This window comes from Bauldia sp. (genome assembly GCF_965232525.1).
Classification (GTDB): Bacteria; Pseudomonadota; Alphaproteobacteria; order Rhizobiales; family Kaistiaceae; genus Bauldia.
Genome location: NZ_OZ246980.1, coordinates 3,884,582 through 3,911,362, shown reverse-complemented (window position 1 = coordinate 3,911,362; position 26,781 = coordinate 3,884,582). Strand labels below are relative to the sequence as shown.

Sequence of the window (26,781 nt, the reverse complement as noted above, 5' to 3'; positions counted from 1 at the left end):
GTCTGGTGGCACGAAAACTGAAGGTTTTCTGAAAAACCAAAAGGCTCTGATCCCACTTTCGGGAAAGATCACGCACCCGGTCGGATCGCAGGTTCGTCAAACGTCTTATACTCTGGCCACCGGCGGAGGATCCGATGCTCTACACCATTCTGATCTACGGCGTTCCCGGCGTTTTCGCGCGCCTGCCGGACGACGAACAGGAAGCGCACCTCGCCGTTCACCGCGCGGTGCAGCAGGACCTCAGCGAGAAGGATGTCTATCGCGGCGCTATCCGGCTGATGGAACCGTCGACGGCGATGAACGTCAGTGGGCAGGGCGATATCGTCACGGTGCTCGACGGGCCGTTCGCCGAGACCAAGGAACAGGTGCTCGGCCTCTATCTGGTCGAGTGCGACACGATGGACGAGGCGCTGGCGGCGGCGAAGGCGCTGCCGCAGGGTGTCGCCCACTATGAAGTGCGCCCGGTCAACTGGGCCGGCGGATTGCAACAGCCGGTGGGATGAGCGGCGGCGGGCTCACCCGGGCGGTTTTCGCCGCGAGCCGGCCGCGGGCGGTCGCCGCGCTGGTGCGCAGCTTTCGCGATATCGATTTCGCCGAGGACATGTTCCAGGAAGCCTGCGTGCGCGCCGCGCAGAAATGGGCGGAGGAGGGCGTGCCGCGCGATCCGGTCGCCTGGCTGATCCGGGTCGCCCGCAACGCCGGTCTCGACCAGATCCGGCGACGCCGCTTCACCGCGTCGGTCGGGGCCGAGCAGGTGCTCGACACCCTGACCTTCGACGACGATCGCGAGGCCGAAATGGCGGCGGCGATCGACGACGCCGAATTCCGCGACGATGTGCTGCGGCTGATGTTCATGTGCTGCCATCCGGAGCTGTCGACCGCCGACCAGTTGGCGCTGGCGCTGAAGGTAGTGGTCGGCTTCTCGGTCGCGGAGATCGCGCGGGCGTTTGTCGTCTCGCCGAAGGCGATGGAACAACGCATCACCCGGGCCAAGCGCCGCGCTGCGGAGGTGGCGACGCGGCTCGATCCGCCGACCCGGACCGAACGCACCGTGCGGCTGAACGCGGTGGTGACGATGGTCTATCTACTCTTCAACGAAGGCTACTCGGCAGGCGGCGGCCACGATCACATCCGCCTGGCGCTCTGCGACGAGGCCATTCGCCTAGCGCGACTGTTGCTCGATCTGTTTCCGGGGCAGGGCGAGGTCGCGGGGCTGCTGGCGCTGTGCCTGCTCCAGCATTCCCGGCGCGATGCCCGCCTCGACGCGGATGGCCATCTGGTCGCGCTCGACCGGCAGGATCGCGGCCTCTGGGATCGGGAGATGATCGCCGAGGGGCTGGTGCTGGTGGAAAAGGCGCTGCGCAAGGGACGCCCGGGCGCCCTGCAGATCCAGGCGGCGATCGCCGCCGTCCACTGCTCGGCGACAACCGCGGCGGCCACCGACTGGGCCGAGATCGAGCGGCTTTACCAGGCGCTCGAGGCGATCCAGCCGAGCCCGGTGATCACGCTCAACCGAGCGGTCGCGGTATCACGGATCAAGGGCGCGCGGGCGGCGCTTGAATTGATCGAGCCGCTGGCCGACGCGTTGCGACACTACCAGCCCTACCACTCGACCCGGGCGGCGTTCCTGGAAGACTGCGGCGACTACGCGGCGGCGTCCGCGGCCTACGATCGCGCGCTGGCGATGGCGCCGACCGAACCGGAGCGGGCGTTCATCGCCGAACGGGTCGCCGCGCTTGCCAAAAAAATCGCCTGAGCTGTCGGATCGGGCGACGGTCGTTCGTCACCCTTCCGATGCCGCCGCAATGGTGCGGCGGTTCTGATGGAGGTGATGATGAGCAACGACCCGATGGCAACCCATGGCGCCCCGAGCTGGATCGGCCACAATGGAGCCGACCCTGCGGCCGCCCGCAAGTTCTATGAGAGCGTTCTCGGCTGGAACGTAGTCGACATGCCGATGAAGGACGGTTCGGCCTATCCCGGTATCATGGTCGGCGAGAAGGGAGTCGGCGGCTTCAACCCGCAGCCCAACACCAATGGCCACTGGCTGGTCTATGTCACTGTCGACGATGTCGACGCCCGCTACAAAGACGCGCTGAAAGCCGGCGCGAACTCGGTGGCGGAGCCGGCGGACTTCCCCGGCGTCGGCCGCATGGCGACGATCAAGGACCCGTTCGGCGCCAACCTCGCGTTCATTAGCTACGCGAGCTGAACCGGCGAGGCCGGCCGCGCTCATGGCGGCCGGCCTTCTGGCTATGTCGGCTCACTTGGGTTCGCGTGTCGGCGGTTGAGTTGGGGGGCTCACCCCACCCACCACCCTTCGGGTGGTCCCCCCTCCCCGGTGCCGGGGAGGGACCGCGGTGTCGGTGTCGTGACGTGTCGTCGCGATCGTCGGTGGTTGGACAGCCTCGCCTGTCGTAGCGATCGGAGGGCTGCTCGGAAATGGCGCTCCAACCGCCATCCCTCCCCAATCTGGGGAGGGTGGCCGGCGCGAAGGGCGGTCGGGTGGGGTTGATCAACGGTGTCTGGAGGTCGGTGTGTTGGGAGGTGGGTTAGGGTTCGCCCCACCCACCACCCTTCGGGTGGTCCCCCCTCCCCGACAAGCGGGGAGGGATCGCGGTTGCGCTGCGTACGCCTCCATCGACCCCGATCTGCGGTGACGATTGGGTAACGCGCGTCTTATCCCTCCCCAATCTGGGGAGGGTGGCCGGCGCGAAGCGACGGTCGGGTGGGGTTTCTGGTTTCGTTAACTGCGAACCGTATGGCGTGAAGCACGCCCGGCAGATTGGTGTCGATTTCTCTATTCCAGAAGCGAACGACACGATAGCCGGCTGCTGCGAGAGCTTGATCGCGAGTGCGGTCGTTTGTCGCCTGGCGGAACCGCGTGTGGCCGCTCCCGTCGATTTCGATAACGAGGCGGTTTCTGCGACACAGAAAGTCAACCACATAACCGTTGACCGGCGCCTGTCGCCGGAAGTGGACGCCACCCGCGCGCCACGTTCTCAGATGAACCCACAGCTTAACCTCTTGCGGGGTCATAGTCTTTCGGAGTTGGCGGGCGCGGTTGCTTGCCATGATAGTCACTGTACACGGCATTTTTGATCGTGCGACTCGCGAGCCCCACCCACCACCCTTCGGGTGGTCCCCCCTCCCCGGTGCCGGGGAGGGATTCGCGGTGTTGTCGTTGTTGAATTGCGATGCATCAGTGGTCCGCTCTCCTGATGCGGAGGTACCCGAAGACGGTCCCGAAGCACGCGGGTCGGTGCAAGCTGCACCGATGCTGCGTCTTTCGAGGCTCGGCCGCTCAGGGCGGCCTCGCACCTCAAGATGAGGTCGGGGGGCGGGTCCTGGACGAGGTCGAGGGGCGGGCTCTCGGCATGAGGGCGATGACCGTTGAGCCTCCACCCCGTCGTCCTCTGGCTTGACCAGAGGACCCGGTATCAGTGGTGCGCGGCTGGGCACTGAAGCGCGAAAGCCGGTATCGCGGTCGTCATCGGAGCAACGGTTTCGATGGGTCCTCTGGTCAAGCCAGAGGACGACGCGGAGCGGGTGGAGACGGGCGGCGCGGACCGGGAGTCCGCTCCGCTGGGACGGGTGGATCGGCGTTGTTGCTGTACAGTCGTCACCACCTCCGCTCATTCCCGCGAAGGTTGGCCGGGTAGGGTCGAAATCTCGCAAGGACCCCACCCACCACCCCTTCGGGTGGTCCCCCCTCCCCGTGCCGGGGAGGGACCGCGGTGTCGGCGTCGTGTCTCGTCGTCGCGATCGTTGGTGTCTGGGCGGCCTCGCCTGTCGTAGCGATCGGAGGGCTGCTCGGAAATGGCGCTCCAACCGCCATCCCTCCCCAATCTGGGGAGGGTGGCCGGCGCGAAGCGGCGGTCGGGTGGGGTTGACCATCGGCGTCTGGAGGTCGGTGTGTTGGGGGGTGGGTTAGGGTTCACCCCGCCCACCACCCTTCGGGTGGTCCCCCCCTCCCCGGTGCCGGGGAGGGATCCGCGGTGTTGTCGTTGTTGAATTGCGATGTATCAGTGGTCCGCTCTCCTGATGCAGAGGTACCCGAAGACGGTCCCGAAGCACGCGGGTCGGTGCAAGCTGCACCGATGCTGCGTCTTTCGAGGCTCGGCCGCTCAGGGCGGCCTCGCACCTCAAGATGAGGTCTGTTGTATCAGCCCAAGCGGGCTGTCCCGACTTGATCTTCGCCCACCCCCCTCATGCTGAGGTGCGAGGGCTTCAGCCCGAGCCTCGAAGCACGCACCGCCGCACGCGTTCTCCCGAAATACCAACTACACTCCGCAGAGGATTCGACAACGGGCGGGATTCACGGCGTTGACGCTTGTGTTCCATCGACCCCGATCTGCGGTGACCGCCACAGCGGGCCAACATTGACGGGGTGACAACGGTGCGGGCTTCGGCTATGACGCGCGCCATGAACCGCGCCGCCGCCTTCTATTACTTTTGGTTTAGCTATCCGCAGCCCATGGCGGAGGCAGGGGTTCGTTCGATCTGATTTCACCCGAGAAACGACCACCGACAAGCCGCCAGGACCTTCCGGCGGCTTTTTTTGTTGGTCGCCGGCCGGGCGCAAAGCCAAGGAACCGTGACCCATGCTGACGACCCTCGAAACCGATACCACCGACGATCTCAGGATCACCGCGATCAAGGAGCTCAGTCCGCCCGACGCGGTGATCGCCGAGTACCCGCGCGATGCCAAGGCGACCGCCACGGTCGTGGGTTGCCGTGCTGCGATCCACCGCATCCTGGCCGGCGCCGACGATCGGCTGATCGTCGTGATCGGACCGTGTTCGATTCACGATCCGGACGCCGCGCGCGACTACGCGCGCCGCCTCGCCGAGGTTCGGGCGCGGCTCTCCGACCGGCTGGAAATCGTCATGCGGGTCTATTTCGAGAAACCGCGAACCACGGTCGGCTGGAAGGGGCTGATCAACGATCCCGACCTCGACGGCAGCTTCGCGATCGACAAGGGACTGCGGCTCGCCCGGGCGTTGCTGGCCGACGTCAACGACATGGGGCTCCCGGCCGGCTGCGAGTTCCTCGACATGACGACGCCGCAATACATTGCCGATCTGGTCTCCTGGGCGGCGATCGGGGCGCGCACCACCGAGAGCCAGGTCCACCGGGAACTGGCGTCGGGAACCTCCTGTCCGGTTGGCTTCAAGAACGGCACCGACGGCAACGTCAAGATCGCCGCCGACGCGGTGAAATCGGCGTCGATGCCCCACCATTTCCTCGCCGTCACCAAGAGCGGCCAGTCGGCGATCGCAGCGACCGCCGGTAATCCGGATTGTCATATCATCTTGCGCGGCGGCAAGACGCCGAACTATGACGCTGCCAGCGTCGAGGCCGCCTGCGCGGTGCTCGAAGGCTCCGGCCAGCGGCCGATGGTGATGATCGACGCGAGTCACGCCAACAGCGCGAAAAAGCCGGAGAACCAGCCTAAGGTCATCGACGCGATCGCCGAACAGGTCGCGGCCGGCGACCAGCGGATCGTCGGGGCGATGATCGAAAGCCATCTGGTCGGCGGCAAGCAGGACCTGAAGGCAGGGGAGCCGCTCACCTACGGCCAAAGCATCACCGACGGCTGCATCGATTGGGACGCCTCGGTCGCGGTGCTCGATACGCTCGCCGACGCGGTGGCGGCACGCCGGGGCCGCTGACGCTCGCGCCCTTTCCGCCCATGCCGCCGCGGCTTATCGTAAGCGGCACGGACGGAAAGGGTGGCGCATGAAACCGACGAAGCCGTTGCGCGAGGAGCCGCGCTGGTGCTGAACGCCGTCAGCATCGGCGTGGTGATCCACTGGATGTTGGTCGTCGGCATCGGCGTCCGAGTGATCAACAAGCGACCGCAGCCGGGCGTCGCCCTGGCGTGGCTTTTCCTTGTCGCGCTCGTGCCTTACGCGGGCGCGCTCATCTATCTGCTGATTGGCGAGCGGCGTATCGATCCGGCTCGTGAGCGCGAGATGATCACGCTCCATCGCGGTTACCGCCGGCTGTTCGGACCGGAGAAGGTGCACGGGCCGGTCGAAGGCGAAGCGATCCACGAGGACCCGACCACGCGCCGGCTCGACGCGCTCGGTGGCAACCTGGCCGGCAGCCACGCGGTCGGCGGCAACGCCTACCAACTGTTCGACAATACCGAGACGGTGCTTCACCGGATCGCGTCCGAGGTCGACGCGGCGAAAACCAGCGTGGTCATGGTCTTCTATATCTGGGGCGAGGGCGGCGCGGCCGACGCGGTGACCGAAGCGATCGTCCGGGCTGCCAAGCGCGGCGTGTCATGCCGCCTCTTGATCGATGCGCTCGGCGCGCGGCCATGGTGGCGCAGCCGCGTCCCGTCGCGCCTCCGCGCCGCCGGGGTCGAGGTCCGCGCGGCATTGCCAGCCGGCCTCATTCGCAGTTTCGTCGGACGCACCGACCTCCGCCTGCACCGCAAGATCGTGGTGATCGACGGCACGATCGCCTGGACCGGCAGCATGAACATGGTCGATCCGCGCTACTTCAAGACCGACGCTGGGGTCGGCGAATGGATCGACGCCATGGTGCGGCTGGAAGGGCCGGCCGTGGCCCCGCTTGCGGCGACCGCGATCGCCGACTGGCGACTGGAAACCGGCGAGCCGGTGGTCAAACTAGTGCAGAGCGCCGGGCTGCACCTCAATGCACCGGTCGGTACGGTCGACATGCAGGTCATTCCCAGCGGCCCCGGCATCTCCGGCGACGGGCTCCTGCAGATGATGATCGCGCTGATCGACTCGGCACGCGAGCGCCTGGTGCTGACGACACCGTACTTCGTTCCTGACGTCTCGCTGCTCCGGGCGCTCGCCCGCGCCACCGGGCGGGGGGTGGAGGTCGGGATCGTGGTGCCGGAGCGGGTCGATTCCGTGCTCGCCCGCTATGCCGCCCGGTCCTATTACGACGACCTGTTGGGGTCGGGGATCGCCGTGCATCTCTATCGGGGCGGCCTGCTCCACACCAAATCGATCACCATCGACCGGGCGCGGGCGATGTTCGGCACCGCTAATTTCGACATGCGCAGCCTGTGGCTCAATTACGAGGTGACGCTGTTCGTCTACGATGCCGGCTTCGCCGGCGAGCTGGCCGATCTGCAGGACTCTTACATTCGCGACAGCGACCGGCTCGATCCCGAACGGTGGGCCAGACGGCGACCGAGCGAGCGGTTCACCGAAAACGCGGCGCGGTTGATCAGTCCCTTATTGTAAAAGATTTACAATAAAATTTGCCGACATATTGAGAAAGTCGCGAAAAACGCGCGATTTCAGGTCATTACGAGTCAAGCTCGACAAAAAAAACGCCTGATCGCGGTTTTATTCACGTCCCAGGTGTTGATTTTTCCTTCAGCGCTCTAGTTACGCCGCGACATCTGGTCTGGTGGGCGAAAGATCGGTTGCAGGAAGTAAAAACATAGCAACGGGTGCGTTCTTGCTGCGGCGTGAAGGCACCCGGGCGGAGAGTCGTTGATGACGCCCCGCTGCTCGGCAGTTCGACAACCAAATTAATAACGAAACAGGAAGCACTCATGACTTTCGTTTGGAAGGCTGACTACCAAACCAACCCGACCTATGGCGCCGACCAGAATTCGCCGACGGTGACGACGCTTGATGGCGGCGGCTTTGTCATCGCCTGGACTGAAAGCGATGGTGGGCCGGTCGCCCTGTCCGACGGCCGCGACATCGTCGGCCAAATCTACGATGCGCTCGGCAATCGCGTCGGCGGCGAATTTCAGCTCAACCCAACATTCACCGCCGGCGATCAGGAGGCGCAACGACTGGCGCCTGGGCCGGATGGCGGATTTGCCGTCGTTTATGAAGACGACACGGACAAGGTTGGCGATATAGAGGCGATCCGTATCGAGGTCTTCGACGGCGACGGCGCTCTCTTGAACGGGGCGATTGTGACCGACGCTACGGGCGGAGCGCCGGAGACCCCGGACATCGCCTCCAGCGAGAATGGTTTTCTTGTCACTTATAGCCGCAGCACACCAGGAGACGAGCCGGTTCTCGGCGTCTTTGTCGACGCTGCCGGTGTCGTGGGTTCGGAGTTCGAGATCGCCGGTGACGGCAACAACGCCGTCGTCACGGCCCTGGCCGACGGTTCCTTCGCCGTCGTCTATGAGATCGACGAAGAGGGCGGGACCGTCAACAAAGACATCGTCGCGCGCCTTGTGACGTCCGGCGATCCGCCAACTGTCGGCCCTGAGATCCTTGTCGACGACTCGGCCGGCAACGGGCGCGTCCCTGAAGTCGTTGCCCTTTCTGGCGGCGGCTTCGCCGTCGTCTACCGTGACACTGACAGGACCATCAGCGTCGCGGTGGTTGATGACACCGGCGTGGTGATCAAATCCGGGGTTCGGGTCAGCCCGCCCGGCGACGTGGATCATGACGATCCGTCGATTGCCGCGCTTCCCGATGGCGGCTTCCTCGTAACCTGGGACGATGACGATGTCGAAGATACCTATGCGCAGCGGTTCGACAGCGAGGGCAACAAGGTCGGAGACGTCTTCCTGGCCCTCGGGTTTGGCGAAACCACCAACACGTTCTCGGCCCTGCTCGAAGACGGCCGCGTTCTGGTCGGACACGAGGAGCCGTTCGGGACCGACGATGTGTTCGCCGCCATCCTTGACTTCCGCGAAGGCGACGTCATCAAGGGCACCAACGGCAAAGACGTGCTGACCTCGAAGGTGACCGGTGCCGTCGTCAAGGGCAAGGACGGCAAGGACATCCTCATCGGCGTCGAGGCGCAGGACCAACTGATCGGCGGCAAGGGCAAGGACATCCTCATCGGCGACCGGGGCAACGACATCCTCGAAGGCGGCAAGAACGCCGACCAGTTCGTATTCAGCGCCGCGCTCAGCAAGAACACCAATGTCGATCAGATCGTCGACTTCAACCGCAAGAAGGGCGACACGATCGTTCTCCTCGACGATGTCTTCGATGCGGTCGGCAAGAAGGTCAACAAGAGCGAGTTCGTGGTCGGCAAGAAGGCCAAGGATGGCAACGACCACCTGATCCTCAAGGGGACCGAGCTCTACTACGACGCCGACGGCAAGGGCGGTGACAAGCAGGTCCTGTTCGCCACGCTCGACACCAAGGTCAAGCATAAGGACTTCGCCGTCATCGACGAGCTGGTGATCTGAGCAGTTCAGGTCGCCGCTCCCCTGAGCACCGGCGCCGCCGTCGATCGTCAGCAGCAACCCGTTCGATCCGGCTTCTCAGCATTGGCGCGCCGAACACCAAACGGAATGGGCACCAATGACCCCGACAGTGATTACCCCCGAATTTCAGCTCCCCTATCAAGCTGGTACCGACCAGGATAACCCGAATGTCATCGCATTGCCGGATGGGCGATTTTTCGTCGTCTGGGTGGATGACAATGGCGATAACGAGTTCATCACCGCCGACGGCGAGGACATCGTCGGGCAGTTCTTCGGCGCCGACGGAACGCCCGATGGCGACCCGTTCCAGGTTAACGTGACTTTTGAAGATGGCGACCAGGTCGATCCGGTGGCTCTCGCTTCGCCCAACTCCGCCGTTGCCGTGTTATTTGAGGATGAGGAACCGGTCGAAGACCAGATCATTTTCACTTTGATCCTCGACGATGCGGTGGACTCAAGCTCTCCAATTATTGTTGGCAATACGCCTCAAATCGATCCGACCGCAACCGGCGGCCTTAATGTGGTTTTCGATCGGGACAATGACGTCTTCCTGTTCCTGTTCAATTTTGATGAACTAGGCGATCCGATCGAGGTTCCGGTCATCACCGGCTTTACCGATGTTATTGAAACATCGCTTGCCGTCCTGGGTGACGACACCGTCGTGGTCGCCGCCACCGTCGATGACGCGCTGGGCAATGCGAACGTGGTGTTCCAACGCTACGATCCTGCCGCCGAAGCCCCGGTGGGCTCACTGATCACCGTCGACGAGGGCAACGACCAGTACGAAGACCTTAAGATCATCAGCCTCGCGACCGGCGGCTTCGTTGTGACCTACACCGAGGTCGAAGGCGTCACGTCGAGCACTGTCAAGATTGTCATCTTCGGCAGCAACGGGACGGTGCTCGAGACGATCACGCCGGATGTCGGCGACAATACCGAAGACTCAACCCTGGTTCCGCTTGCCAACGGCGACTTCATCGCGTTTTGGAACAACGCCACCGAGGAAACCGCCTACGGCCAACGCTTTGACCCGACCGGGGACCCGGTCGGCGATCAGTTCGTTGCCGGCGACACCGAGCCGGTTTCGGACATGACGGCGGCGGTCTCCACCGACGGAAACTTGTTCGTCGTCTACGAAGCGGTTGGCGGAAGCGACGGTATGTTCGGCACCGTCTTCGACATCGATGGCGTCGCGGGGAGCGGGGTCGCACCCGGTGAACCGCTGGACCCCTCGGCAATCTGGAAACCGGAATTCCAACTCCCCAAGACTGACGGCGCGGACCAGGACGTTCCCGCTGTCGCGGCGATCGGCCACGGCCGGTTTCTCGTCGCCTGGACCGATGACGGGGATGCCACCGACCCGCTGTTTGACCGGGACGGCAACGACGTCGCCGGGCAGATTTTCGATGCACGCGGCAACCCGGTCGGCGATGCGTTTCAAATCAACGTGCCGACGGTCGACGGCGGCGCCACGGACGTGGCGGTCGCGGGTCGGGTCGGCGGCGGGTTCGTAGCCGTCTACGAGACCTTTGACGGTGCCGATCAGTTCGTTCGGATCGCGACGTTCGATATCGATGGCAACGAGATCGGTGGGCTTCCCACCGTCGTCGCCGAGGATGCCGACACACCGGCCATCGTCGGCGCGACCGATGGGCGGTTTCTGGTGACCTACAGGGAGTCCGCCGGTGACGCGGTGAAGGCCAAGATCGTCGCGACGGACGGCAGCATCGGCGACGAGATCATCGTCAACGCCGACGCTCATGGTCCTTCGGCGGCGGCGTTGGTCGACGGCTCTTTCGCTGTCGCCGTGACCTCAGACGACGACATCGTCGTTCACACGGTCTCGGCTGCCGGTATCGTCAGTGCGCCGATCCAGGTGACTGACGACGCGCTCGATCAGTCCGGCGCCGCTATCGCCGCACTTGCCGGCGGCGGTTTCGTTGTCGCCTTCAACGAGCGCTATGCCGACGGGAACGGTGACGTGCTCTTCGCCGTCTATGACGCCGCAGGCGATGTTGTTCAGGGCCCGACCAGTGTCGATGGCAACTTCATCGGCGAGGACAACGAGGCGGCGGTGACGGCGCTGCCGGATGGCGGTTTTGTTGTGCTGTGGGACAACGATATCGCCGAAACCGCCGAGGGCCAGCGCTACGATGCCGATGGCAATGCGGTCGGCGGGATCTTCGTCGCCAACGCCTTCGGCCTGCCCGGCGACCCAATCATCGCGACGCTTGAGGATGGCCGCGTCTTCACGGGGGCCGCCGATCGCTCCGGCACTGACGGCCTGTTCGGCGCGATCTACGACTTCCGCGACGGGACCGTGATCAAGGGAACCGACGGCAAGGACGTGCTGACCAGTGCGGTCGACGGTGCGGTGGTCAAAGGCAAGGATGGCAAGGATATCCTGATCGGCGTCGGCGCCCGCGATGAACTGTTCGGCGGCAAGGGCAAGGACATCCTCATCGGCGAGGGCGGCGACGATCGGCTCAAGGGCGGCAAGAAGGCCGACCAGTTCGTGTTCACCGCCGAACTCGACGCGCGCACCAATGTCGACGGCATCAAGGACTTCAGTCGCAAGCAGGGCGACACCATCGTCCTCCTCGATGACATCTTCGACGCGGTTGGCAACAAGGTCGGCAAGGGCGAGTTCGTTGTCGGCAACAAGGCCAAGGACGACAACGACCACCTGATCCTCAAGCTCGGCGAGAACAAGAACAAGCTCTACTACGACGTCGACGGCAAGGGCGGCGACGATATGGTGATGTTCGCCAAGCTCGAAGCGGTCCTCAAATACAAGGACTTCGCGGTCATCGACGAGTTGGTGCTGTGAGGCGGCGGCGACGGAACGGAGCAGGGCTCCATCGCGGTGCTTGACCACCGCCCTCGTGTGCAGCATCGTCGCACATCGAAAAAGCGGGACAGGGCAAGCGCCATGACGAGAATGATGGTTCGTCGTTCAGTTTTCGCGGCGGTCGCGGTCCTGGTTGGGTCGAGCCTGGCCGGGGCGGCCGAAGGCGACGGCTGCGGGAAGTTCACACTCATGAGCACCGGCGAGAACCGCGTGGTCGCCTTCCATGACGGCGGAGACGCGGGGGTCAGCCTCGGCGATGTACGTGTTGGGGTCCGGTCGTTGATCGACGAAGAAGGCGAACCCGCTGGGCTCTATCGCTGGTACATCACCTCGATCGATCCCGCCCCGCCGGCAGGATCGACGGGCGCCGCACTTTATCGCGGGTACTTCCTTCTGCCGGACGGCATGATCATGACCGAAGCCGTTTACGAGCCGGCCTCGGCGGTGGAAAACACCCAATCGGTCTCGGTCACCAGTGGCGAACGGGCGATCGTGGCCGGAACCGGCGCCTATCGCACGGCTCAGGGCTTCATGCTCGAAGACGTGGTCGAGCGCCATGGCGCCAGCGGCCGCCCGCTGGAGAAGACCTTCGCGTTTTCGCTGAGCTGCTGAGGCGGCAAGGGCGAGCCTCAACGATCGGCGAGAAGGGCCGGCCAAGACTGGTATCCTGACTCTTTCGCTGGATTCCCGACTACTCGGGAATGAGCGGGTTCCATGTGACGCCGGGACGGCTGCCGACTTTGTGCCGAGATCGCACCTTTGACGGGGCGTCGGCCACGCCGACCACCTTCAGCGCGAACGCGGTGGCGAAGGCGGTTTCCTTGAGCCGGTCGAAGCGGCCGGCGGCGCCGCCGTGGCCGGCGTCCATGTTGGTCTTGAGCAGCAGCAGGTGATCGCCGGTCTGGGTGGCGCGGAGCTTCGCCACCCACTTGGCCGGTTCCCAATAGGTCACCCGCGGGTCGGTGAGCCCGGCCAAGGCGAGAATGGCGGGGTAGGGATGGGCGCCGACATTGTCGTAGGGCGAATAGGCGGCGATGGTGCGGTAGTCCTCGGCGCTTGTGATCGGGTTGCCCCACTCCGGCCACTCCGGCGGAGTCAGCGGCAGGGTGTCGTCAAGCATGGTGTTGAGGGTGTCGACGAACGGCACCTCGGCGATCAGGCCGGCGAAGGCATCGGGGGCGCTATTGGCGACCGCGCCGATCAGTAGGCCGCCGGCGGAGCCGCCCCAGCCGACGACCTTGTCGGCGGCGGCGTAGCGTTCCGCGACGAGATGGCGGGCGCAGGCGATGAAGTCGGTGAAGGTGTTGACCTTCTTTTCGCGGCGGCCGTCAGCGTACCAGTGGAAGCCTTTGTCCTTGCCGCCGCGGATATGGGCGATGGCATAGACGAAGCCGCGATCGACAAGCGACAACCGGGTGGTGGAGAACGACGCCGGCATGGCGATGCCGTACGCACCGTAGCCGTAGATGAGGCACGGCGCGGTGCCGTCGACCGGGGTGCCGCGGCGATAGAGCAGCGAGATCGGCACCTCGGCGCCGTCGGACGCGGCGGCGTAGATGCGGCGGGTTTCGTAGTCGGCCGGATCGTGGCCGGACGGGATCTCGTCTTCCTTGCGCAGGACCCGGGTGCGGTTCGCCATGTCGTAATCGTAGACCCGGCCCGGCGTCGTCATTGACGAGTAGCTGAAACGCAGCGTGGTGGTGTCGAACTCGTAGCCGGGCATGGTCCCCAGCGAATAGGCCTCCTCGTCAAAGGCGATGGCGTGCTCGGCGCCGTCGGCAAGATGGCGGATGACGATTCGCGGCAGGCCGGCCTCGCGCTCGAGCCGGATCAGGTAATCCTTGTGGGCGGTGCCGGACAGGATCAACCGGCCGAGCCGATGGGGCACGAGGTCCGTCCAGTTGGGACGGTCAGGACTGTCGACGGGGGCGTTGACGATCTTGAAGTCTTCGGCCCCGTCGGCGTTGGTGAGGATGTAGAGCCGGTCGCCATTGTGCTCGACGGAGTAGCGCTCGGCGTCCCGGCGCTCGGCGACAAGCCGCGGGGGCGCGTCCGGTCGGTCGGCGGGGATCAGCCACGACTGCGAGGTTTCGTGGTCATGGCTGTCGATGACGACGAAGGCGTCCGACTGGGTCTTACCGACTCCGAGGAAATAACCCGGGTTGGTTTCCTCGTGGACGAGCACGTCTTCGTTGGCGTCGGTGCCGACCGTGTGGCGAAACACCTTGGCGGGGCGATGGTTTTCGTCGACCCAGATATAGAAGACACTGCGACCGTCGGCTGCCCAGACGGCGCCGCCGGTGGTGTTGGGAATCCGATCGGCGCGGTCTTCACCGGTGGCGACGTCGCGGATGCGGAGCTCGTAGTACTCCGAGCCCATTTCGTCGACCGAGTAGGCGAGCAGCGTGTGGTCGGGACTGTGGGCCGAGCCGCCGAGATGGAGGTAGGCCTTGCCCTCGGCGAGCTTGTTCGCGTCGAGCAGGACAATCTCGTTGCGTCCGTCGCGGTCGGTGCGCACGATCATCGGATGCTCGGCGCCCTCAGTATATCGGACGCCGTAGGCATACGGTCCGTCCGGCACCGGAACCGACGAGTCGTCTTCCTTGATCCGACCGCGCATCTCCTTGAAGAGCGTCTCCCGGAGCGCCTCTTCGTCCGCCATCTCCGCGTCGGTGTAGGCGTTCTCGGCTTCCAGATACGCGCGGATGTCGGCCGGTAGCGCTGCCGGCTCGCGCATCACCTGCTGCCAGTTGTCGGCCCGGAGCCAGGCGTAATCGTCGGTGCGGCTGATGCCGTGGCGGGTGTCGGTGACCGGCCGGCGCTCGGCGACAGGGGGCTTCAACGCGCCGCCGGCGGAGAGCGCCGGCGACGCGGTCACATCACGTCTTGTCGTCATCGGGGTCCATGTCCAGGGCGCAGCCGTTCATGCAGTAGCGCAGGCCGTTGGGACCCGGGCCGTCGTTGAAGACGTGGCCGAGATGGGCCTCGCAGGCGGCGCAGCGAACCTCGGTGCGCGTCATGCCGTGGGAGTGATCGGCCAGTTCCTCAACCATTGCCGCGTCGACCGGCGCGGTGAAACTCGGCCAGCCGGAGCCGGACTCATACTTGGTCTCGGAACGGAACAGGGGCGTGCCGCACGATACGCATCGGTATGTGCCGTCGCGCTTCTCATTGAGATATGGGCCGGTGCCCGGCCGCTCGGTGCCGGCCTGGCGGGTGATGCGATACTGCTCGGGCGTCAACTGGGCGCGCCATTCGGAGTCGGTCTTGCGAATCTTGTTGGGCGGTGAGGCGGTCATTGCCGGACCTATTGTTGTTGTTACTTGAAGCGGCGCCTGGGAGCGGCGCACCGTCCTATATGCTGTCGCCGTTCCGTCCATACAACGCGCGGCCGCTTCACGTCACCGCGAGGTTCCGCCCGCCGCGGCCCTGATCATCGCGGCGGGTATCGGCTGCGACCCCCAACGCCTTCACCTCACCGTCCAGTCGACCGACGGCGACTGCAACACCGTTCTCCCAGTCGTTGGCCGCGGCCGCCGCGCCGGCCGGCGTCAGGGTGATCCGGCCGAAGTCGTCGGACAGGACTCGAGTGTCCTTCTTGATCTTGTCAATGAAGGGTTTACTGATCTTGTTCTTTTTTGCAATCAACGATATGGCTTCCCTCCCGTGTATTGATTCAAATTGTTTTTATATATTATATACGCAAGATAGTACAACTATGGTTCTCGGCGAATGATCGGGAAATTTTCGATATGTTCGAGGTTAGGCTGTATGAAAACGGAGATATCAAGGATCACGCGTGAGCGGATACGCTTCCTGCGCTGGCGCCCAACTTTCCGGGGACTTGGATCGTACTTTGTCTTAGCGTGGAAGACGGATGTTCATACGGCGACGTAACTCTATGTGCCGTCGCGCTTCTCTTGAAGGAACGCCGGAACCCGACGGAAACGGTGTTTGAAGCCATGCGTCAGGTGTCCGGCCTCCGCTTCGCCAGTAATCGCCCCGCCAACCGCCTGGACGTGCTCTTGAACCGTGGCAAAGGCGCGCGCCCGGTTTCTGTTGATCGGCGGGGCGGGCTGGGTAATGTGAGCCCGTTGACAAGAGGGGTTCCCATCGCGTGCTCCGCACCATCAGCCTGGCGGTATCGCTGTTCATTTTCTGGCTTTTGCTATCCGGGCTTTACACCGCCTGGTTCATTTCGCTCGGGTTCATCATCGCGGTGGTCATCGCGCTGTTCGGCCGCTCGTTCGGCTACGCCGACGAGGAGGGCCACCCGGCCGAGCTGGTCCTGCCGGGCCTACTCTATTGGCCGTGGCTCGCCGTCCAGATTGTCAAGTCGACCCTCAATGTTGCGCGCATCATCCTGACGCCGTCACTGCCGGTCTCGCCGAAGCTGATCGGCATCCGGCCAACCCAGAAAACCGCCGTCGGCATGGCCACTTACGCCAACTCGATCACACTGACGCCGGCGACGATCAGTGCCAAGGTCGATCGCAACGCGCCGAAGTTCGTCGTCCATGCGCTCACCGAAGCCAGCGCGGCCGAGGTCGAAGGCGGCGAAATGGATCGCCGGGTCACCGCGTTCGAAGGGAGCCGGTAATGCTGGCGGCAGCGATGATCGCGGCGCTGGTGGCGCTGGCGCTGATACTGGTGCGGGCGCTGAAGGGGCCGTCCGTATTCGACCGGCTGGTCGCCATGAACTCGGTCGGCAATGCTGCGATCGTGATTCTCGCGCTGTTCGGCTTCATCACCGGCCGGCCCGACTTCCTCGACATCGCCATCACCTACGCGCTGCTCAACGTCATCGGTGTGTTCGCCGTCCTCAAATATTTCCGCTACGGCCCGCTCGGCTACGGCGGCGAGGACGAGGAGGAAGGGTCGCTATGACCGGCGACATCGTCACCTTGATCGGCGGCATCGTGACACTGGCCGGCGCCCTGCTGATGGCGATCGGCGCGCTCGGCATCGTCCGCATGCCGGACATCTTCACCCGGATGCATGCGGCATCGGTGACCGACACGCTCGGCGTCTCGCTGGTGCTGATCGGGCTGGTATTCTTCTCCGGCTGGTCGCTGGTCAGCGTCAAGCTGATCTTTCTTGTTCTATTCATCGCACTGACCAGCCCGACCGCGACCCATGCCGTCGCTCGCGCGGCGCTGCACGCCGGCTTCAAGCCCCGCGACAAGACCGGGCGGGAGATCGAGGACGTCGATCCGCCGGTCGAGGAGGCGACGTCATCGAAGCCCTGATCAACTTCGTGCTGCTGACGCTGCTGGCAGTGACGATGATCGGCATCGTCCGGGTCCGCAATCTGTTCGCCGTCGTGGTGCTATCGACCATCTACAGCTTCCTGATTGCCAGCGTGATGCTGGTACTCGACGCGGTCGACGTTGCGCTCACCGAAGCCTCGGTCGGCGCCGGTATCGGCACGGTGCTGTTGCTCGGAACGCTCTATCTGACCAAGACCGAGGAGGCGAAACCGCGGCACTCGCCGATCCTGCCGCTCATTCTGGCTGTCACCACCGCGGGCGTGTTGATCTGGGGCGTGACCGGAACGCCGCCCTTCGGCGCGGCGGACACGCCGGTGCAGCTCGCCGGTCCCGACTACATGGACCGGTCGCTGCCCGAGACCGGGATCTACAACGTGGTGTCGGCCGTGCTCGGCAGCTATCGCGGTCTCGATACGCTGGGCGAAACCGCCGTGGTGTTCGTCGCCGGCATCGCCGTGCTGATGCTGCTGAAGCGCACGCGGCCGGGGGCGTAGCGCCATGCGATTGGACGTCATCCTCCGGGTCGTTACCAAGTTCATCCTGCCGTTTGTCTTCGTGTTCGCGCTCTATGTGCAGTTCCACGCCGACTACAGCGCCGGCGGCGGGTTCCAGGCCGGGGTGATCGCGGCCGCGGGCGTCATTCTCTACGCGCTCATCTACGGCCTCAACGCGGCGATGCGGTTGGTGCGCCCCGGGCTGGTCGAGGCGATGATCCCGCTTGGCGTCTTAATCTTCGCCGGCGTCGGCGTGCTCGGATGGCTCACCGGCCTCAACTATCTCGACTACTCCAAGCTCTCCTACGACATGCCCCACAGCCAGGAATGGGGCGTGTTTCTGGTGGAGATCGGCGTCTTCGTGACCGTCAGCTCGACCATGGTGGCGATCTTCTACGCATTCGCCGGGCGAGGGCGGAAATGAACGAACTCGTCAATCTCGCCGGCGGGCTGGTCGCCCACTACAACCAGTGGGTCACGGTGTTCCTGATGGTCTCGGGCCTCTACATCGTGATCGCCCGCGGCAACATGGTGAAGAAGCTGATCGGGCTCACCATGTTCCAGAGCTCGGTCTTCCTGCTCTACCTGTCGGCCGGCAAGATTCTGGGCGGAACGCCGCCGATCATCGACAAGGACTTCACCGTCTATACCCATCCGCTGCCGCACGTCCTGATCCTGACGGCGATCGTCGTCGGCATCGCGACGCTCGCGGTCGGTCTCGCCCTGGTGGTGCGCATCAACGAGGCGTACGGCACGATCGAGGAAGACGAAATCTTCGAGCGGGAAGACGAACCTTGATCGGCGAGCAACTGCCCGCCCTTCAGGTCATCGTACCGCTATTCGGGGCACTTCTCGCCGCGATGGTGCGTCGGCCCGGTCCGGCGTGGCTGGTCACCATGGTGGTCAGCATCGCCATGCCGGTCATCTCGGCGATGCTGTTCCTGCGCGTGCTCAACGAAGGGGTGGTGACGTACGAGCTCGGCGGCTGGGACCGGTCGCTCGGTATCGAGTACCGGATCGACATCGCCAATGCGCTGATCCTGCTGCTGGTCTCGGCGGTCGCCGGGGTGATCGCGCCGTTCGCCCGCCTCAGCGTGCTCTCCGAAGTACCGGAAGGCCGGGTCGCGTGGTTCTACTCCATGTACCTTACGGCGATGGCCGGGCTGCTTGGCATCGCCATCACCAACGACGCCTTCAACGCGTTCGTGTTCCTCGAGATCTCGTCGCTGTCGAGCTACGCGATGATCGCCATGGGGCGCGATCGCCGGTCGTTGGTCGCGGCGTACCAGTACCTGATCATGGGCACGATGGGCGCGTCGTTCTACGTGATCGGCGTCGGCCTCCTTTACATGATGACCGGGACGCTCAACATCTCGCTCATCGCCGAGCGGATCGTCGACGTCGAGACCACACGACCGGTGCTGGTGGCGCTGGCGTTCATCGTCGTCGGGCTGAGCCTCAAGATCGCGCTATTCCCGCTCTATGTCTGGCTGCCGAATGCCTATGCCTACGCGCCGTCGTTCACCACCGTGTTCCTGGCGGCGACGGCGACCAAGGTCGCGCTCTACCTGTTCGCCCGCTACGTCTTCTCGGTGTTCGGCGCCGGCTTCGTCTTCTCAGAGCTGCCGGTCACCCCGATCCTGATCGGGCTGTCGGTGGCCGCGATCTTCGGCGCCTCGACGGTGGCGATCTTCCAGTCCGACCTGAAGCGGATGTTCGCCTATTCGTCGGTCGGTCAGGTCGGCTACATCACCCTCGGCTTCGCCATCGCGACGGTCACCGGCCTGACCGGCGGCCTGGTGCACCTGCTCAACCACGCCATGGTCAAGGCGGCGATCTTCATGGGGCTCGGGGCGATCTTCTACCGCATCCAGGCGATCGACTATTCCGGCGCGGCGGGGATCGGCCGCCGCATGCCGCTGACGATGAGCGCGGTGATGATCGCCTGTCTCAGCCTGGTCGGCGTACCGGGAACCGCCGGCTTCATCTCCAAATGGTACCTGGTGGTGGCGTCGTGGGAGGTCGGCTGGTGGTGGCTGGCCTTTCTGATCGTGCTCTCGTCGATGCTGACCGTCATCTATGTCGGCCGTTTCATGGAATGCGTCTGGTTCCGTGAGCCGACCGGGCCGGCGGCCGAGGCCAAGGAGGCATCGTTCGGGACCTTGGCGCCGATCTGGATCCTGTCGCTGGCCACCATCTATTTCGGCATCGACACCGAGCTGACCGCCGCCATGTCCGAACGGGCGGCCGAAGCGCTGCTGGCGGGGATCCGATGACGCCGGCAACCCTCATCGCACTCGCCCTCATCGTCCCCACCGCCGTCGCGGTGCTGCTGCCCTTATTCGACGGACGGCCGAACATCCGCGAGGCGGTGACCCTGTCGGGGGCAGTGGCGCTGTTCTACGTCGTCGTCCAGTTGCTGCCTGAGGTGCTTGCCGGTGGCGAACCGGCGCTCGAGGTCTGGACGGTGGTGCCGGGGCTGACCATCGCTTTTTCCGTCGAGCCGCTGGGGATGCTCTTCGCGCTGATCGCGTCGGGTCTGTGGATCGCCAACTCGGTCTATTCGATCGGCTATATGCGGGCCGAGGCCGCCCACCGGCAGACCCTTTTCTATGTGTGTTTCGCGATCGCGCTCGCCGCGACCATGGGTGTCGCGTTCGCCGGCAATCTGTTCACGCTGTTTGTCTTCTACGAGATCCTCACGATCTCCACCTATCCGCTGGTCACCCACAAGGGCACCGAGCACGCGCGCAAGTCCGGCCGGGTCTACATGATGTTCCTGCTGGGTGCGTCGACCATCCTGCTCTTCCCGGCGATCGCCTGGACGCTGGTTGCGACCGGAACCCTGGACTTCGAGCCGGGGGGCATTCTGGGCGGGACCATGTCGGACGTCTCGCTCGGCATTCTGCTCGCGCTGTTCGTGTTCGGCATCGCCAAGGCGGCGGTGATGCCGCTCCACCTCTGGCTGCCGGCGGCGATGGTGGCGCCAACGCCGGTGTCGGCGCTCCTCCATGCCGTCGCCGTGGTCAAGGCCGGCGTGTTCACGATCGTCAAGGTGATCGTCTATGTCTTCGGTGTCGAGACATTGGCGGAGGCGGGTACCGGCGACTGGCTACTCTACGTCGCGGGCGTCACGATCGTCGCCGCCTCGTTGATCGCTCTGCAGCAGGACAATCTCAAGCGACGACTGGCCTACTCGACCGTGAGCCAATTGTCCTATGTGGTAATGGGCGCAGCGCTGTTCACGCCGCTGGCGATCCTCGGCGCAGTGCTCCATATCGCCGCCCATGCGGTCTCCAAGATCACCCTGTTCTTTGCCGCCGGCTCGGTCCATGTCGGCGCCCATGTCGACAACATCAGCGAGATGAACGGCGTCGGGCGCAAGATGCCATGGACCATGGGGGCCTTTGCCATCGGTTCCCTGTCGATGATCGGCGTGCCGCCGACCGCCGGATTCCTCGGCAAATGGTTCATCCTGATCGCTGCCGTATCCATCGAGCAGTGGTTCGCGGTCGCGGTCATTGTCTTTTCGACGGTACTTAACGCGGGCTACTTTCTGCCGATTGTCTATCGCGCGTTTCGCGGGAGCGGTGGCAAGCAGAACGTGACCGAGTCACCCTGGCCGATGGTCGTTTCGCTGACCTTCACGGCGATCCTGACCGTCGTCTTGTTCCTGGTGCCGGACGTACCCTTCGATCTCGCCGAACGCCTAACCGGGGAGCTGTCACCCGATGTCGATGAATAACGACGACCGTCAACTGATCCGCCCCGGTCCGCTCCGCGTGTTCGGGATCGTCTTCGTCGTCATTCTGGCGGCGCTGGTCGGTTTCGAGTTCTTGATCGTCGAACGGGAGGGCAAGTTCGGTATCGATGGAACCCTCGGCTTCTACGCCTGGTTCGGCTTTCTGAGCAGCATCGCGATTGTCGTCGTGGCCAGGGTGCTGGGCGTCGTTCTGGGGCGAAGGGACACCTATTATGACACCTAGCCTCGGCCTGCTCCTGCCGGTGCTGTTGCCAGGGCTTGTCCTGATTGCGGCCGGTATCGTTCTCATCTGGCTCCGGGGTACCGTCCGCGACGCAGTCATCCTGGCTGCGCCGCTGGTCGTGCTGGCGTTGATCTGGTCGCTGCCGGACGGCGCCCGCCCGATCGCCTGGCTCGGCTACGAACTCGTCCCCTTCCGCTCCGATGCCCTCAGTCGCTTGTTCGGCACGGTGTTCTGTCTGGCGGTGTTCGGTGGCGGCTTGTTCGCGCTGCGTCAAGAGCGACTGGTCGAGATCCCGCTCGCCTTCATGTATGGCGGGTCGTCGCTCGGCGTGATCTTCGCCGGCGACCTGATCACGGTCTTCGTGTTCTGGGAACTGATGGCGATCTGCTCGACGATGATCGTGTGGATCGCCGGCAAGAGCGCCCGCGCCGCCGGCCAGCGCTACATCGTCATCCATCTGCTCGGCGGTGTGCTGCTGATGGCCGGCATCGCCGGCCACATCGGCGATACCGGTTCGATCGCCTTCACCGCCATGAGCCTCGAGTCACCGGCGGCGTGGCTGATCCTCGCCGGCTTCCTGATCAACGCCGGAGCGTGGCCTGTCTCCGCCTGGCTCCCGGACGCCTATCCCCAGGCGACGTGGTCCGGCACGGTGTTCCTGTCGGCCTTCACGACAAAGACTGCCGTCTACGTCCTGCTGCGCGGTTTCCCCGGCGCCGAAATCCTGATCTGGCTCGGCCTGATCATGATGTTCTACGGGATCATCTACGCCATTCGCGAAAACGACATCCGGCGGCTGTTGTCCTATTCCATCGTCAGCCAGGTGGGATTCATGGTGACCGCGATCGGCGTCGGCAACGAACTCGCGCTGAACGGAGCCGCGGCGCACGCCTTCATCCACATCATCTACAAGGCATTGCTTCTGATGTCGGCCGGCTCGGTGATGATGATGACCGGGCGGACCAAGATGACAGAGCTCGGTGGTCTGTACGCCACGATGCCGATCACCGCGATCTGCGGGATCATCGGCGCCCTATCGATCTCGGCCTTTCCACTGACCTCGGGATTCATCTCCAAGTCGATGATCTCCGACGGTGTCGGGCTCGACAAGAACATGGTAGTCTGGTTGTTGCTGACCGCCGCTTCGGCCGGTAGCTTTCTTTATGCCGGGCTGAAGCTCCCTTGGTTCGTGTTCTTCAATCGCACGTCTGACCTCAGACCTCCGGATCCGCCACTGACCATGCGCGCCGCAATGATCCTGTTCTCGGCCCTGTGTATCGGGATCGGCATCTTCCCGGCCGCGTTGTTTGCGATTCTGCCGTTCCCAGTCGATTCCGCGCCGTACTCCGCCAGCCACGTCATCACCCAACTGCAGCTTCTCTTGTTCGCGGCGCTCGCGTTCGTCCTAATGCTTGGCTGGCTGAGACCAGCGGCGACAGTGACTCTTGACGTCGACTGGTTTTGGCGGCGCGGCGGGCCGGCTCTGGTCCGTCTCCTCAATGGCAAGTCAGGACGGGCCGCGGTAAGTGCTGTGGGCCGTGTCCGGCGAACAGCAGAGCGGGCGGTACAGACGATCTATCGTCATCACGGCCCGGCCGGTGTTCTGGCGAGGGCTTGGCCGACGGGAAGCATGGCCTTCTGGGCGGTGTTTTTACTCGCAGCCTATATGCTCTTCTACTACCTCAGATAGCGATCGACGTGTGACCTATCGTGGTGCTTTCCGATTCGCTTAATCAAGGATCTAGAACATCATTGCGTCAGTGGACTTCATGAGAGATTGTCTTTTCGCCAACTATTTGTGCAATTTGCATAGTGTGCGGAACTAACATTAAAACTTATAAAAGTCGCTTAGCGGGCCTTGTATTTGTAAAAGATTGACACTATACGGACCGTGCGACTGATGTCTTACGGGTGAATCGTGTTGTTGTGGGGTTCAACACGCAATCGAGACCTCAAGTTTTCGATGCCGCCCGTTGAGGCATTATGTCGAAATTGTGCTCAAAAAGGACAAGGTGAACCATGGACGATCAAACTGCTGATGCCGACCTGATAGACTTGGCGGCTGAAATAGTATCAGCGTATGTTACCAATAATCCGGTACCGGCTCAAGAATTGCCGGTGCTTATATCTGAGGTTCATCGAGCGCTCAGCAGCACACATCAGGGGATGAATCAACCAGAGCCTGAACCGCCGAAGCCGGCGGTGAATCCGAAGAAGTCGGTGTTCCCCGACTACATCATTTGTCTTGAGGACGGCAAGAAGTTCAAGTCACTCAAGCGTCATCTTCGGACCCATTACGATCTTTCGCCGGAAGAGTACCGCGAAAAATGGGGTTTGGCGGCCGATTATCCCATGGTGGCGCCGAACTATGCGGCAGCTCGCTCAGCACTCGCAAAGAAAATGGGCCTCGGCCAACAGCGTCGGCGTCGTAGCTGATCCCAGCTCGACACGGCAAACTCTGCTTAACCGCCGCCAAAATTTGGCGGCGGTTTTGTTTTTGCGCCGGCGCTACCGGAATTGCGATTCGGCGGGAGATGGGGTGGCCCGTCTATCCATTTTCCACAGGAAACGACGGATTGCGTCGGTATCGACGTGGCGCTGAAGAAACCTCAGGTTGTGTTCGGTAAGTATATATATTGAAAGTTATCCCCGTTGCCGCCGTATGGGTTATTGTAGGCAAGGAATAAAATCCTGCAACAATCTGGTGCGAGTTGGGGAAGCGTATGTCGAGTCTTGAATTACGACGCGAGGCAGCGGTCGGAAATGGCGGTTGCCGGATATGGAGACACAGCCCGGGCGCCATGCGCCCTTTTTTACAAACCATCGTGGCAGCGGCGTTCGGCCTGCATCCGGACGTGCTCGGCGAGCCGGGCCGGGGGCGCGCCGACGTCGCCTTCGCCCGACAAGTGGCCATGTACCTGGCCTACACCCGGTTCGGATTATCTTATGTCGGCGCAGGCCGGTTGTTCGATCGCGACCGGACCACGGCCCGCCATGGCTGCCGGCAGGTCGAGGAGAGTCGCGACGATCCGAGAATCGACGCCATCGTCGCCTATCTGGAGCGCGCGCTCGATTCATGCCCGCTGGTGATCCCGATGGTCGCGGAGGTGCGTCACCGTGGCTGACAACAACGCGATCACCAGGGCGCTGAAGGCGGCGATCAAGGGAGCCGGCGCGCACGATCGAAACGGTTCGGGCGAAGACGGTGTTGGCGTGCCGCACCTAATCGCCCGGGGGTTGTTACGTCGGGAGGGCGACTCGGTCGTTCTGACGCCGGCCGGCCTTTCCCATCTCAGGCGCGAGGCGCTGCGCGGCTATGACGCTCCCAGCCAGGATGTCGAAGCCACCGTCATCGAAGAGCCGAATGTCGGTCGGCGTAAGGTGATGCGCAACGCGGGCGAAAGCCCGCTGGCGCGATTGCGGCGTAGTCGCGGACGTGGGGGCAAGCCGCTGATCAACGATGCCGAGTTCGCCGCCGGCGAGCGGTTCCGGTCCGACTTCACTCGCGGCCAACTGATGCCGAGCGTGACCACCAACTGGTCGGCGTTCGGCGGCGGCGGGCGGGGCGGCAAGGGGCAGGGCATCGCCGATCTCGCCGACGCGACGATCGCCGCCCGGCGGCGGGTCGAAGCGGCACTCAACGCGGTCGGGCCGGACTATGCCGGCCTGCTGGTCGATTTCTGCGGCTTCCTCAAAGGGATCGATCGGATCGAGCGAGAACGATCCTGGCCAGCACGCTCGGCCAAGCTGGTGATCCGTCTGGCGCTCGCAAGCCTCGCCCGGCACTACGGCTTTGCCGAGGCCGGCCGTGGGCCGTTGCAGGGCGGGCAGGTGCACTGGGGCACGGCGGACTACCGGCCGTCGATCAGGTGATGGCGTCGGACAGTGCGACCAACCCTTGCCCGGTCGCGCTCGCCGGCCGGGATTAACCGGTCGCCGCGGTCGGCGCGTCGCCTATGGCTGAAGCCGCGTCGGCGCGAATGCGGTCGACCAGCGACCGGAGGCCATTCGATCGCTGGGCGGTCAGGTGGCTGCGGAGATCGAGCCGCTGAAACAGGGCCTCGGCGTCGGTCTTGAGGATCTCATCGGCGGTCCGATCCCCGAACAGGGCGATGACGATGGCGACCAGCCCGCGCACGATCATAGCGTCGCTGTCGCCGCGAAAGCAAAGCACCGCGTCCGGCCCGGCCCCGTCCTGTTCGGTGGCGAGCCACACCTGGCTGGCGCACCCCCGCACCTTGTTGGCCTCGGTGCGATCGTCGTCGGCAAGCGGCGCAAGGCTGCGCCCCAACTCGATCACGTAGCGGTAACGGTCCTCCCACTCGTCGAGAAGCTCGAAATCCGCAACGATGTCGTCGATCGCCGGTGACTGAGTAACCGCCTGGTCCATTCTGGCGATATAGGCCGAACCATAAGCCGGCGCAAACGATGCGGGGCCCGATCGGCGGCCGCGGTTTGCCTCAGGCGGCGGTTTCGTCGGTCGGTTCGATCCAGGTCGGCATCAGATCGTCGTCGGTCAGCGTCCCCTGGGGCGTGTCGGTCTCGTTCCCCTGGATGTCGCTCAGATACCGGTAGATCATGCGCGCGCCGTTCTCGGCTTTCTCCGCAAAAACCTCAGCCGCGGCCCGGCCGGTGACGCACACATCGGGGTTGCGCTCGCAGAAGCCTGAGAGGTCGGTGACCGTCGCCCGCGCGGCGAGCATCGCGTTCATCACCGTCACCCGCGGCGCTTCGCCGGTTTCCGGGTTCGCCGGCATCAGCAGAACCACGATCGACAGCCAGAACACTATCCTGATCAGAAACATGCGCCCGTCTCTTCGCGCCGTGTGAGATGTGGCACCGATCGTAGGGTCGCCACCTGAAGGTGCGGTTCAGACTTCCGGCGCAATTTGTCTAAAATTGTAACCATTGTCGGTTCGCGGCGTCCACCACGTCTTTAGCTTTCCTTAAGCATAACCGACCATGGTTTTATGCCAATATCGAACACCTGAAC

General features: G+C 64.1%; 27 protein-coding genes. 21 read left to right on the top strand and 6 right to left on the bottom strand.

Going from position 1 to position 26,781, the window contains the following annotated elements:
- Positions 1-134 precede the first annotated feature (134 nt).
- The 3 genes from ACO076_RS18570 to ACO076_RS18560 all read left to right on the top strand — a co-directional run bounded on the left by ACO076_RS18570 (position 135) and on the right by ACO076_RS18560 (position 2,212).
- On the top strand, positions 135-503 hold the full coding sequence (locus ACO076_RS18570; RefSeq protein WP_421724302.1) for a YciI family protein: 369 nt from the start codon (positions 135-137) through the stop codon (positions 501-503).
- The gene (locus ACO076_RS18565; protein ID WP_421724301.1) at positions 500-1,756 is read left to right on the top strand and encodes an RNA polymerase sigma factor; all 1,257 of its coding nucleotides are present in this window, start codon (positions 500-502) and stop codon (positions 1,754-1,756) included. Before ACO076_RS18570 ends, ACO076_RS18565 begins: the two co-directional genes overlap by 4 nt.
- Positions 1,757-1,834: 78 nt before the next feature.
- Complete coding sequence (locus ACO076_RS18560; protein WP_421724300.1) at positions 1,835-2,212, top strand: VOC family protein; 378 nt, start codon at positions 1,835-1,837, stop codon at positions 2,210-2,212.
- A 467-nt stretch (positions 2,213-2,679) separates the two neighbouring features.
- Here the strand turns inward: ACO076_RS18560 and ACO076_RS18555 are convergent, their stop codons facing one another.
- Positions 2,680-3,075, bottom strand: a complete 396-nt coding sequence (locus ACO076_RS18555) for an endonuclease domain-containing protein (protein ID WP_421724299.1) — start codon at positions 3,073-3,075, stop codon at positions 2,680-2,682.
- Between the two features lie 1,529 nt (positions 3,076-4,604).
- Between ACO076_RS18555 and ACO076_RS18550 the strand changes: the two genes are divergently transcribed.
- The 5 genes from ACO076_RS18550 (at position 4,605) to ACO076_RS18530 (ending at position 12,650) form a co-directional block, all read left to right on the top strand.
- On the top strand, positions 4,605-5,675 hold the full coding sequence (locus ACO076_RS18550; protein ID WP_421724298.1) for a 3-deoxy-7-phosphoheptulonate synthase: 1,071 nt from the start codon (positions 4,605-4,607) through the stop codon (positions 5,673-5,675).
- 60 nt (positions 5,676-5,735) lie between these two features.
- Positions 5,736-7,235 (top strand): cardiolipin synthase, encoded by a 1,500-nt coding sequence (gene cls, locus ACO076_RS18545; RefSeq protein WP_421724297.1) that lies wholly within the window; start codon positions 5,736-5,738, stop codon positions 7,233-7,235.
- Between the two features lie 317 nt (positions 7,236-7,552).
- Positions 7,553-9,169, top strand: a complete 1,617-nt coding sequence (locus tag ACO076_RS18540; protein ID WP_421724296.1) for a calcium-binding protein — start codon at positions 7,553-7,555, stop codon at positions 9,167-9,169.
- Positions 9,170-9,284: 115 nt separating this feature from the next.
- Positions 9,285-12,017, top strand: a complete 2,733-nt coding sequence (locus ACO076_RS18535) for a calcium-binding protein (RefSeq protein ID WP_421724295.1) — start codon at positions 9,285-9,287, stop codon at positions 12,015-12,017.
- A gap of 114 nt (positions 12,018-12,131) precedes the next feature.
- A complete protein-coding gene (locus tag ACO076_RS18530) occupies positions 12,132-12,650 on the top strand; it encodes a hypothetical protein (protein WP_421724294.1) in 519 nt (172 codons plus the stop codon).
- Between the two features lie 79 nt (positions 12,651-12,729).
- Here the strand turns inward: ACO076_RS18530 and ACO076_RS18525 are convergent, their stop codons facing one another.
- The 3 genes from ACO076_RS18525 to ACO076_RS18515 form a co-directional block, all read right to left on the bottom strand.
- The gene (locus ACO076_RS18525) at positions 12,730-14,934 is read right to left on the bottom strand and encodes a S9 family peptidase (RefSeq protein WP_421724293.1); all 2,205 of its coding nucleotides are present in this window, start codon (positions 14,932-14,934) and stop codon (positions 12,730-12,732) included.
- Entirely contained in the window at positions 14,918-15,337 is a 420-nt protein-coding gene (gene msrB / locus ACO076_RS18520; RefSeq protein ID WP_421724292.1) for a peptide-methionine (R)-S-oxide reductase MsrB, read from the bottom strand. The genes ACO076_RS18525 and msrB overlap by 17 nt, the downstream gene beginning before the upstream one ends.
- Before the next feature lie 97 nt (positions 15,338-15,434).
- Positions 15,435-15,686: a hypothetical protein gene (locus ACO076_RS18515; protein WP_421724291.1), complete on the bottom strand. Its 252-nt coding sequence runs from the start codon at positions 15,684-15,686 to the stop codon at positions 15,435-15,437.
- A 469-nt stretch (positions 15,687-16,155) separates the two neighbouring features.
- Between ACO076_RS18515 and ACO076_RS18510 the strand changes: the two genes are divergently transcribed.
- The 13 genes from ACO076_RS18510 (at position 16,156) to ACO076_RS18450 (ending at position 25,661) form a co-directional block, all read left to right on the top strand.
- On the top strand, positions 16,156-16,638 hold the full coding sequence (locus tag ACO076_RS18510) for a Na+/H+ antiporter subunit E (protein ID WP_421724290.1): 483 nt from the start codon (positions 16,156-16,158) through the stop codon (positions 16,636-16,638).
- Positions 16,638-16,925, top strand: a complete 288-nt coding sequence (locus ACO076_RS18505; RefSeq protein WP_421724289.1) for a monovalent cation/H+ antiporter complex subunit F — start codon at positions 16,638-16,640, stop codon at positions 16,923-16,925. The genes ACO076_RS18510 and ACO076_RS18505 overlap by 1 nt, the downstream gene beginning before the upstream one ends.
- The gene (gene mnhG, locus ACO076_RS18500) at positions 16,922-17,287 is read left to right on the top strand and encodes a monovalent cation/H(+) antiporter subunit G (protein ID WP_421724288.1); all 366 of its coding nucleotides are present in this window, start codon (positions 16,922-16,924) and stop codon (positions 17,285-17,287) included. The genes ACO076_RS18505 and mnhG overlap by 4 nt, the downstream gene beginning before the upstream one ends.
- An 8-nt stretch (positions 17,288-17,295) precedes the next feature.
- Positions 17,296-17,802, top strand: a complete 507-nt coding sequence (locus tag ACO076_RS18495) for a DUF4040 domain-containing protein (protein ID WP_421724287.1) — start codon at positions 17,296-17,298, stop codon at positions 17,800-17,802.
- A gap of 4 nt (positions 17,803-17,806) precedes the next feature.
- The gene (locus tag ACO076_RS18490) at positions 17,807-18,226 is read left to right on the top strand and encodes a Na(+)/H(+) antiporter subunit B (protein ID WP_421724286.1); all 420 of its coding nucleotides are present in this window, start codon (positions 17,807-17,809) and stop codon (positions 18,224-18,226) included.
- Positions 18,223-18,600 (top strand): cation:proton antiporter subunit C, encoded by a 378-nt coding sequence (locus tag ACO076_RS18485; protein WP_421724285.1) that lies wholly within the window; start codon positions 18,223-18,225, stop codon positions 18,598-18,600. The genes ACO076_RS18490 and ACO076_RS18485 overlap by 4 nt, the downstream gene beginning before the upstream one ends.
- A complete protein-coding gene (locus ACO076_RS18480) occupies positions 18,597-20,078 on the top strand; it encodes a monovalent cation/H+ antiporter subunit D family protein (protein WP_421724284.1) in 1,482 nt (493 codons plus the stop codon). The genes ACO076_RS18485 and ACO076_RS18480 overlap by 4 nt, the downstream gene beginning before the upstream one ends.
- The gene (locus ACO076_RS18475) at positions 20,075-21,547 is read left to right on the top strand and encodes a monovalent cation/H+ antiporter subunit D family protein (RefSeq protein WP_421724283.1); all 1,473 of its coding nucleotides are present in this window, start codon (positions 20,075-20,077) and stop codon (positions 21,545-21,547) included. The genes ACO076_RS18480 and ACO076_RS18475 overlap by 4 nt, the downstream gene beginning before the upstream one ends.
- Positions 21,534-21,788 carry a hypothetical protein gene (locus ACO076_RS18470; RefSeq protein ID WP_421724282.1) on the top strand — a complete coding sequence of 85 codons (255 nt, stop codon included), beginning with the start codon at positions 21,534-21,536 and terminating at the stop codon, positions 21,786-21,788. The genes ACO076_RS18475 and ACO076_RS18470 overlap by 14 nt, the downstream gene beginning before the upstream one ends.
- A complete protein-coding gene (locus tag ACO076_RS18465; protein WP_421724281.1) occupies positions 21,778-23,478 on the top strand; it encodes a Na(+)/H(+) antiporter subunit D in 1,701 nt (566 codons plus the stop codon). Before ACO076_RS18470 ends, ACO076_RS18465 begins: the two co-directional genes overlap by 11 nt.
- Before the next feature lie 329 nt (positions 23,479-23,807).
- Positions 23,808-24,224, top strand: coding sequence for a MucR family transcriptional regulator (locus ACO076_RS18460; RefSeq protein ID WP_421724280.1), 417 nt, complete (start codon positions 23,808-23,810; stop codon positions 24,222-24,224).
- A gap of 365 nt (positions 24,225-24,589) precedes the next feature.
- Entirely contained in the window at positions 24,590-24,913 is a 324-nt protein-coding gene (locus ACO076_RS18455; protein WP_421724279.1) for a helix-turn-helix domain-containing protein, read from the top strand.
- Positions 24,906-25,661 (top strand): DUF6456 domain-containing protein, encoded by a 756-nt coding sequence (locus ACO076_RS18450; protein WP_421724278.1) that lies wholly within the window; start codon positions 24,906-24,908, stop codon positions 25,659-25,661. Before ACO076_RS18455 ends, ACO076_RS18450 begins: the two co-directional genes overlap by 8 nt.
- Positions 25,662-25,713: 52 nt before the next feature.
- Here ACO076_RS18450 and ACO076_RS18445 read toward each other — a convergent pair whose 3' ends face one another.
- Positions 25,714-26,178 (bottom strand): SufE family protein, encoded by a 465-nt coding sequence (locus ACO076_RS18445; protein ID WP_421724277.1) that lies wholly within the window; start codon positions 26,176-26,178, stop codon positions 25,714-25,716.
- Positions 26,179-26,248: 70 nt separating this feature from the next.
- Positions 26,249-26,593, bottom strand: coding sequence for a DUF5330 domain-containing protein (locus ACO076_RS18440; RefSeq protein WP_421724276.1), 345 nt, complete (start codon positions 26,591-26,593; stop codon positions 26,249-26,251).
- Positions 26,594-26,781 lie beyond the last annotated feature (188 nt).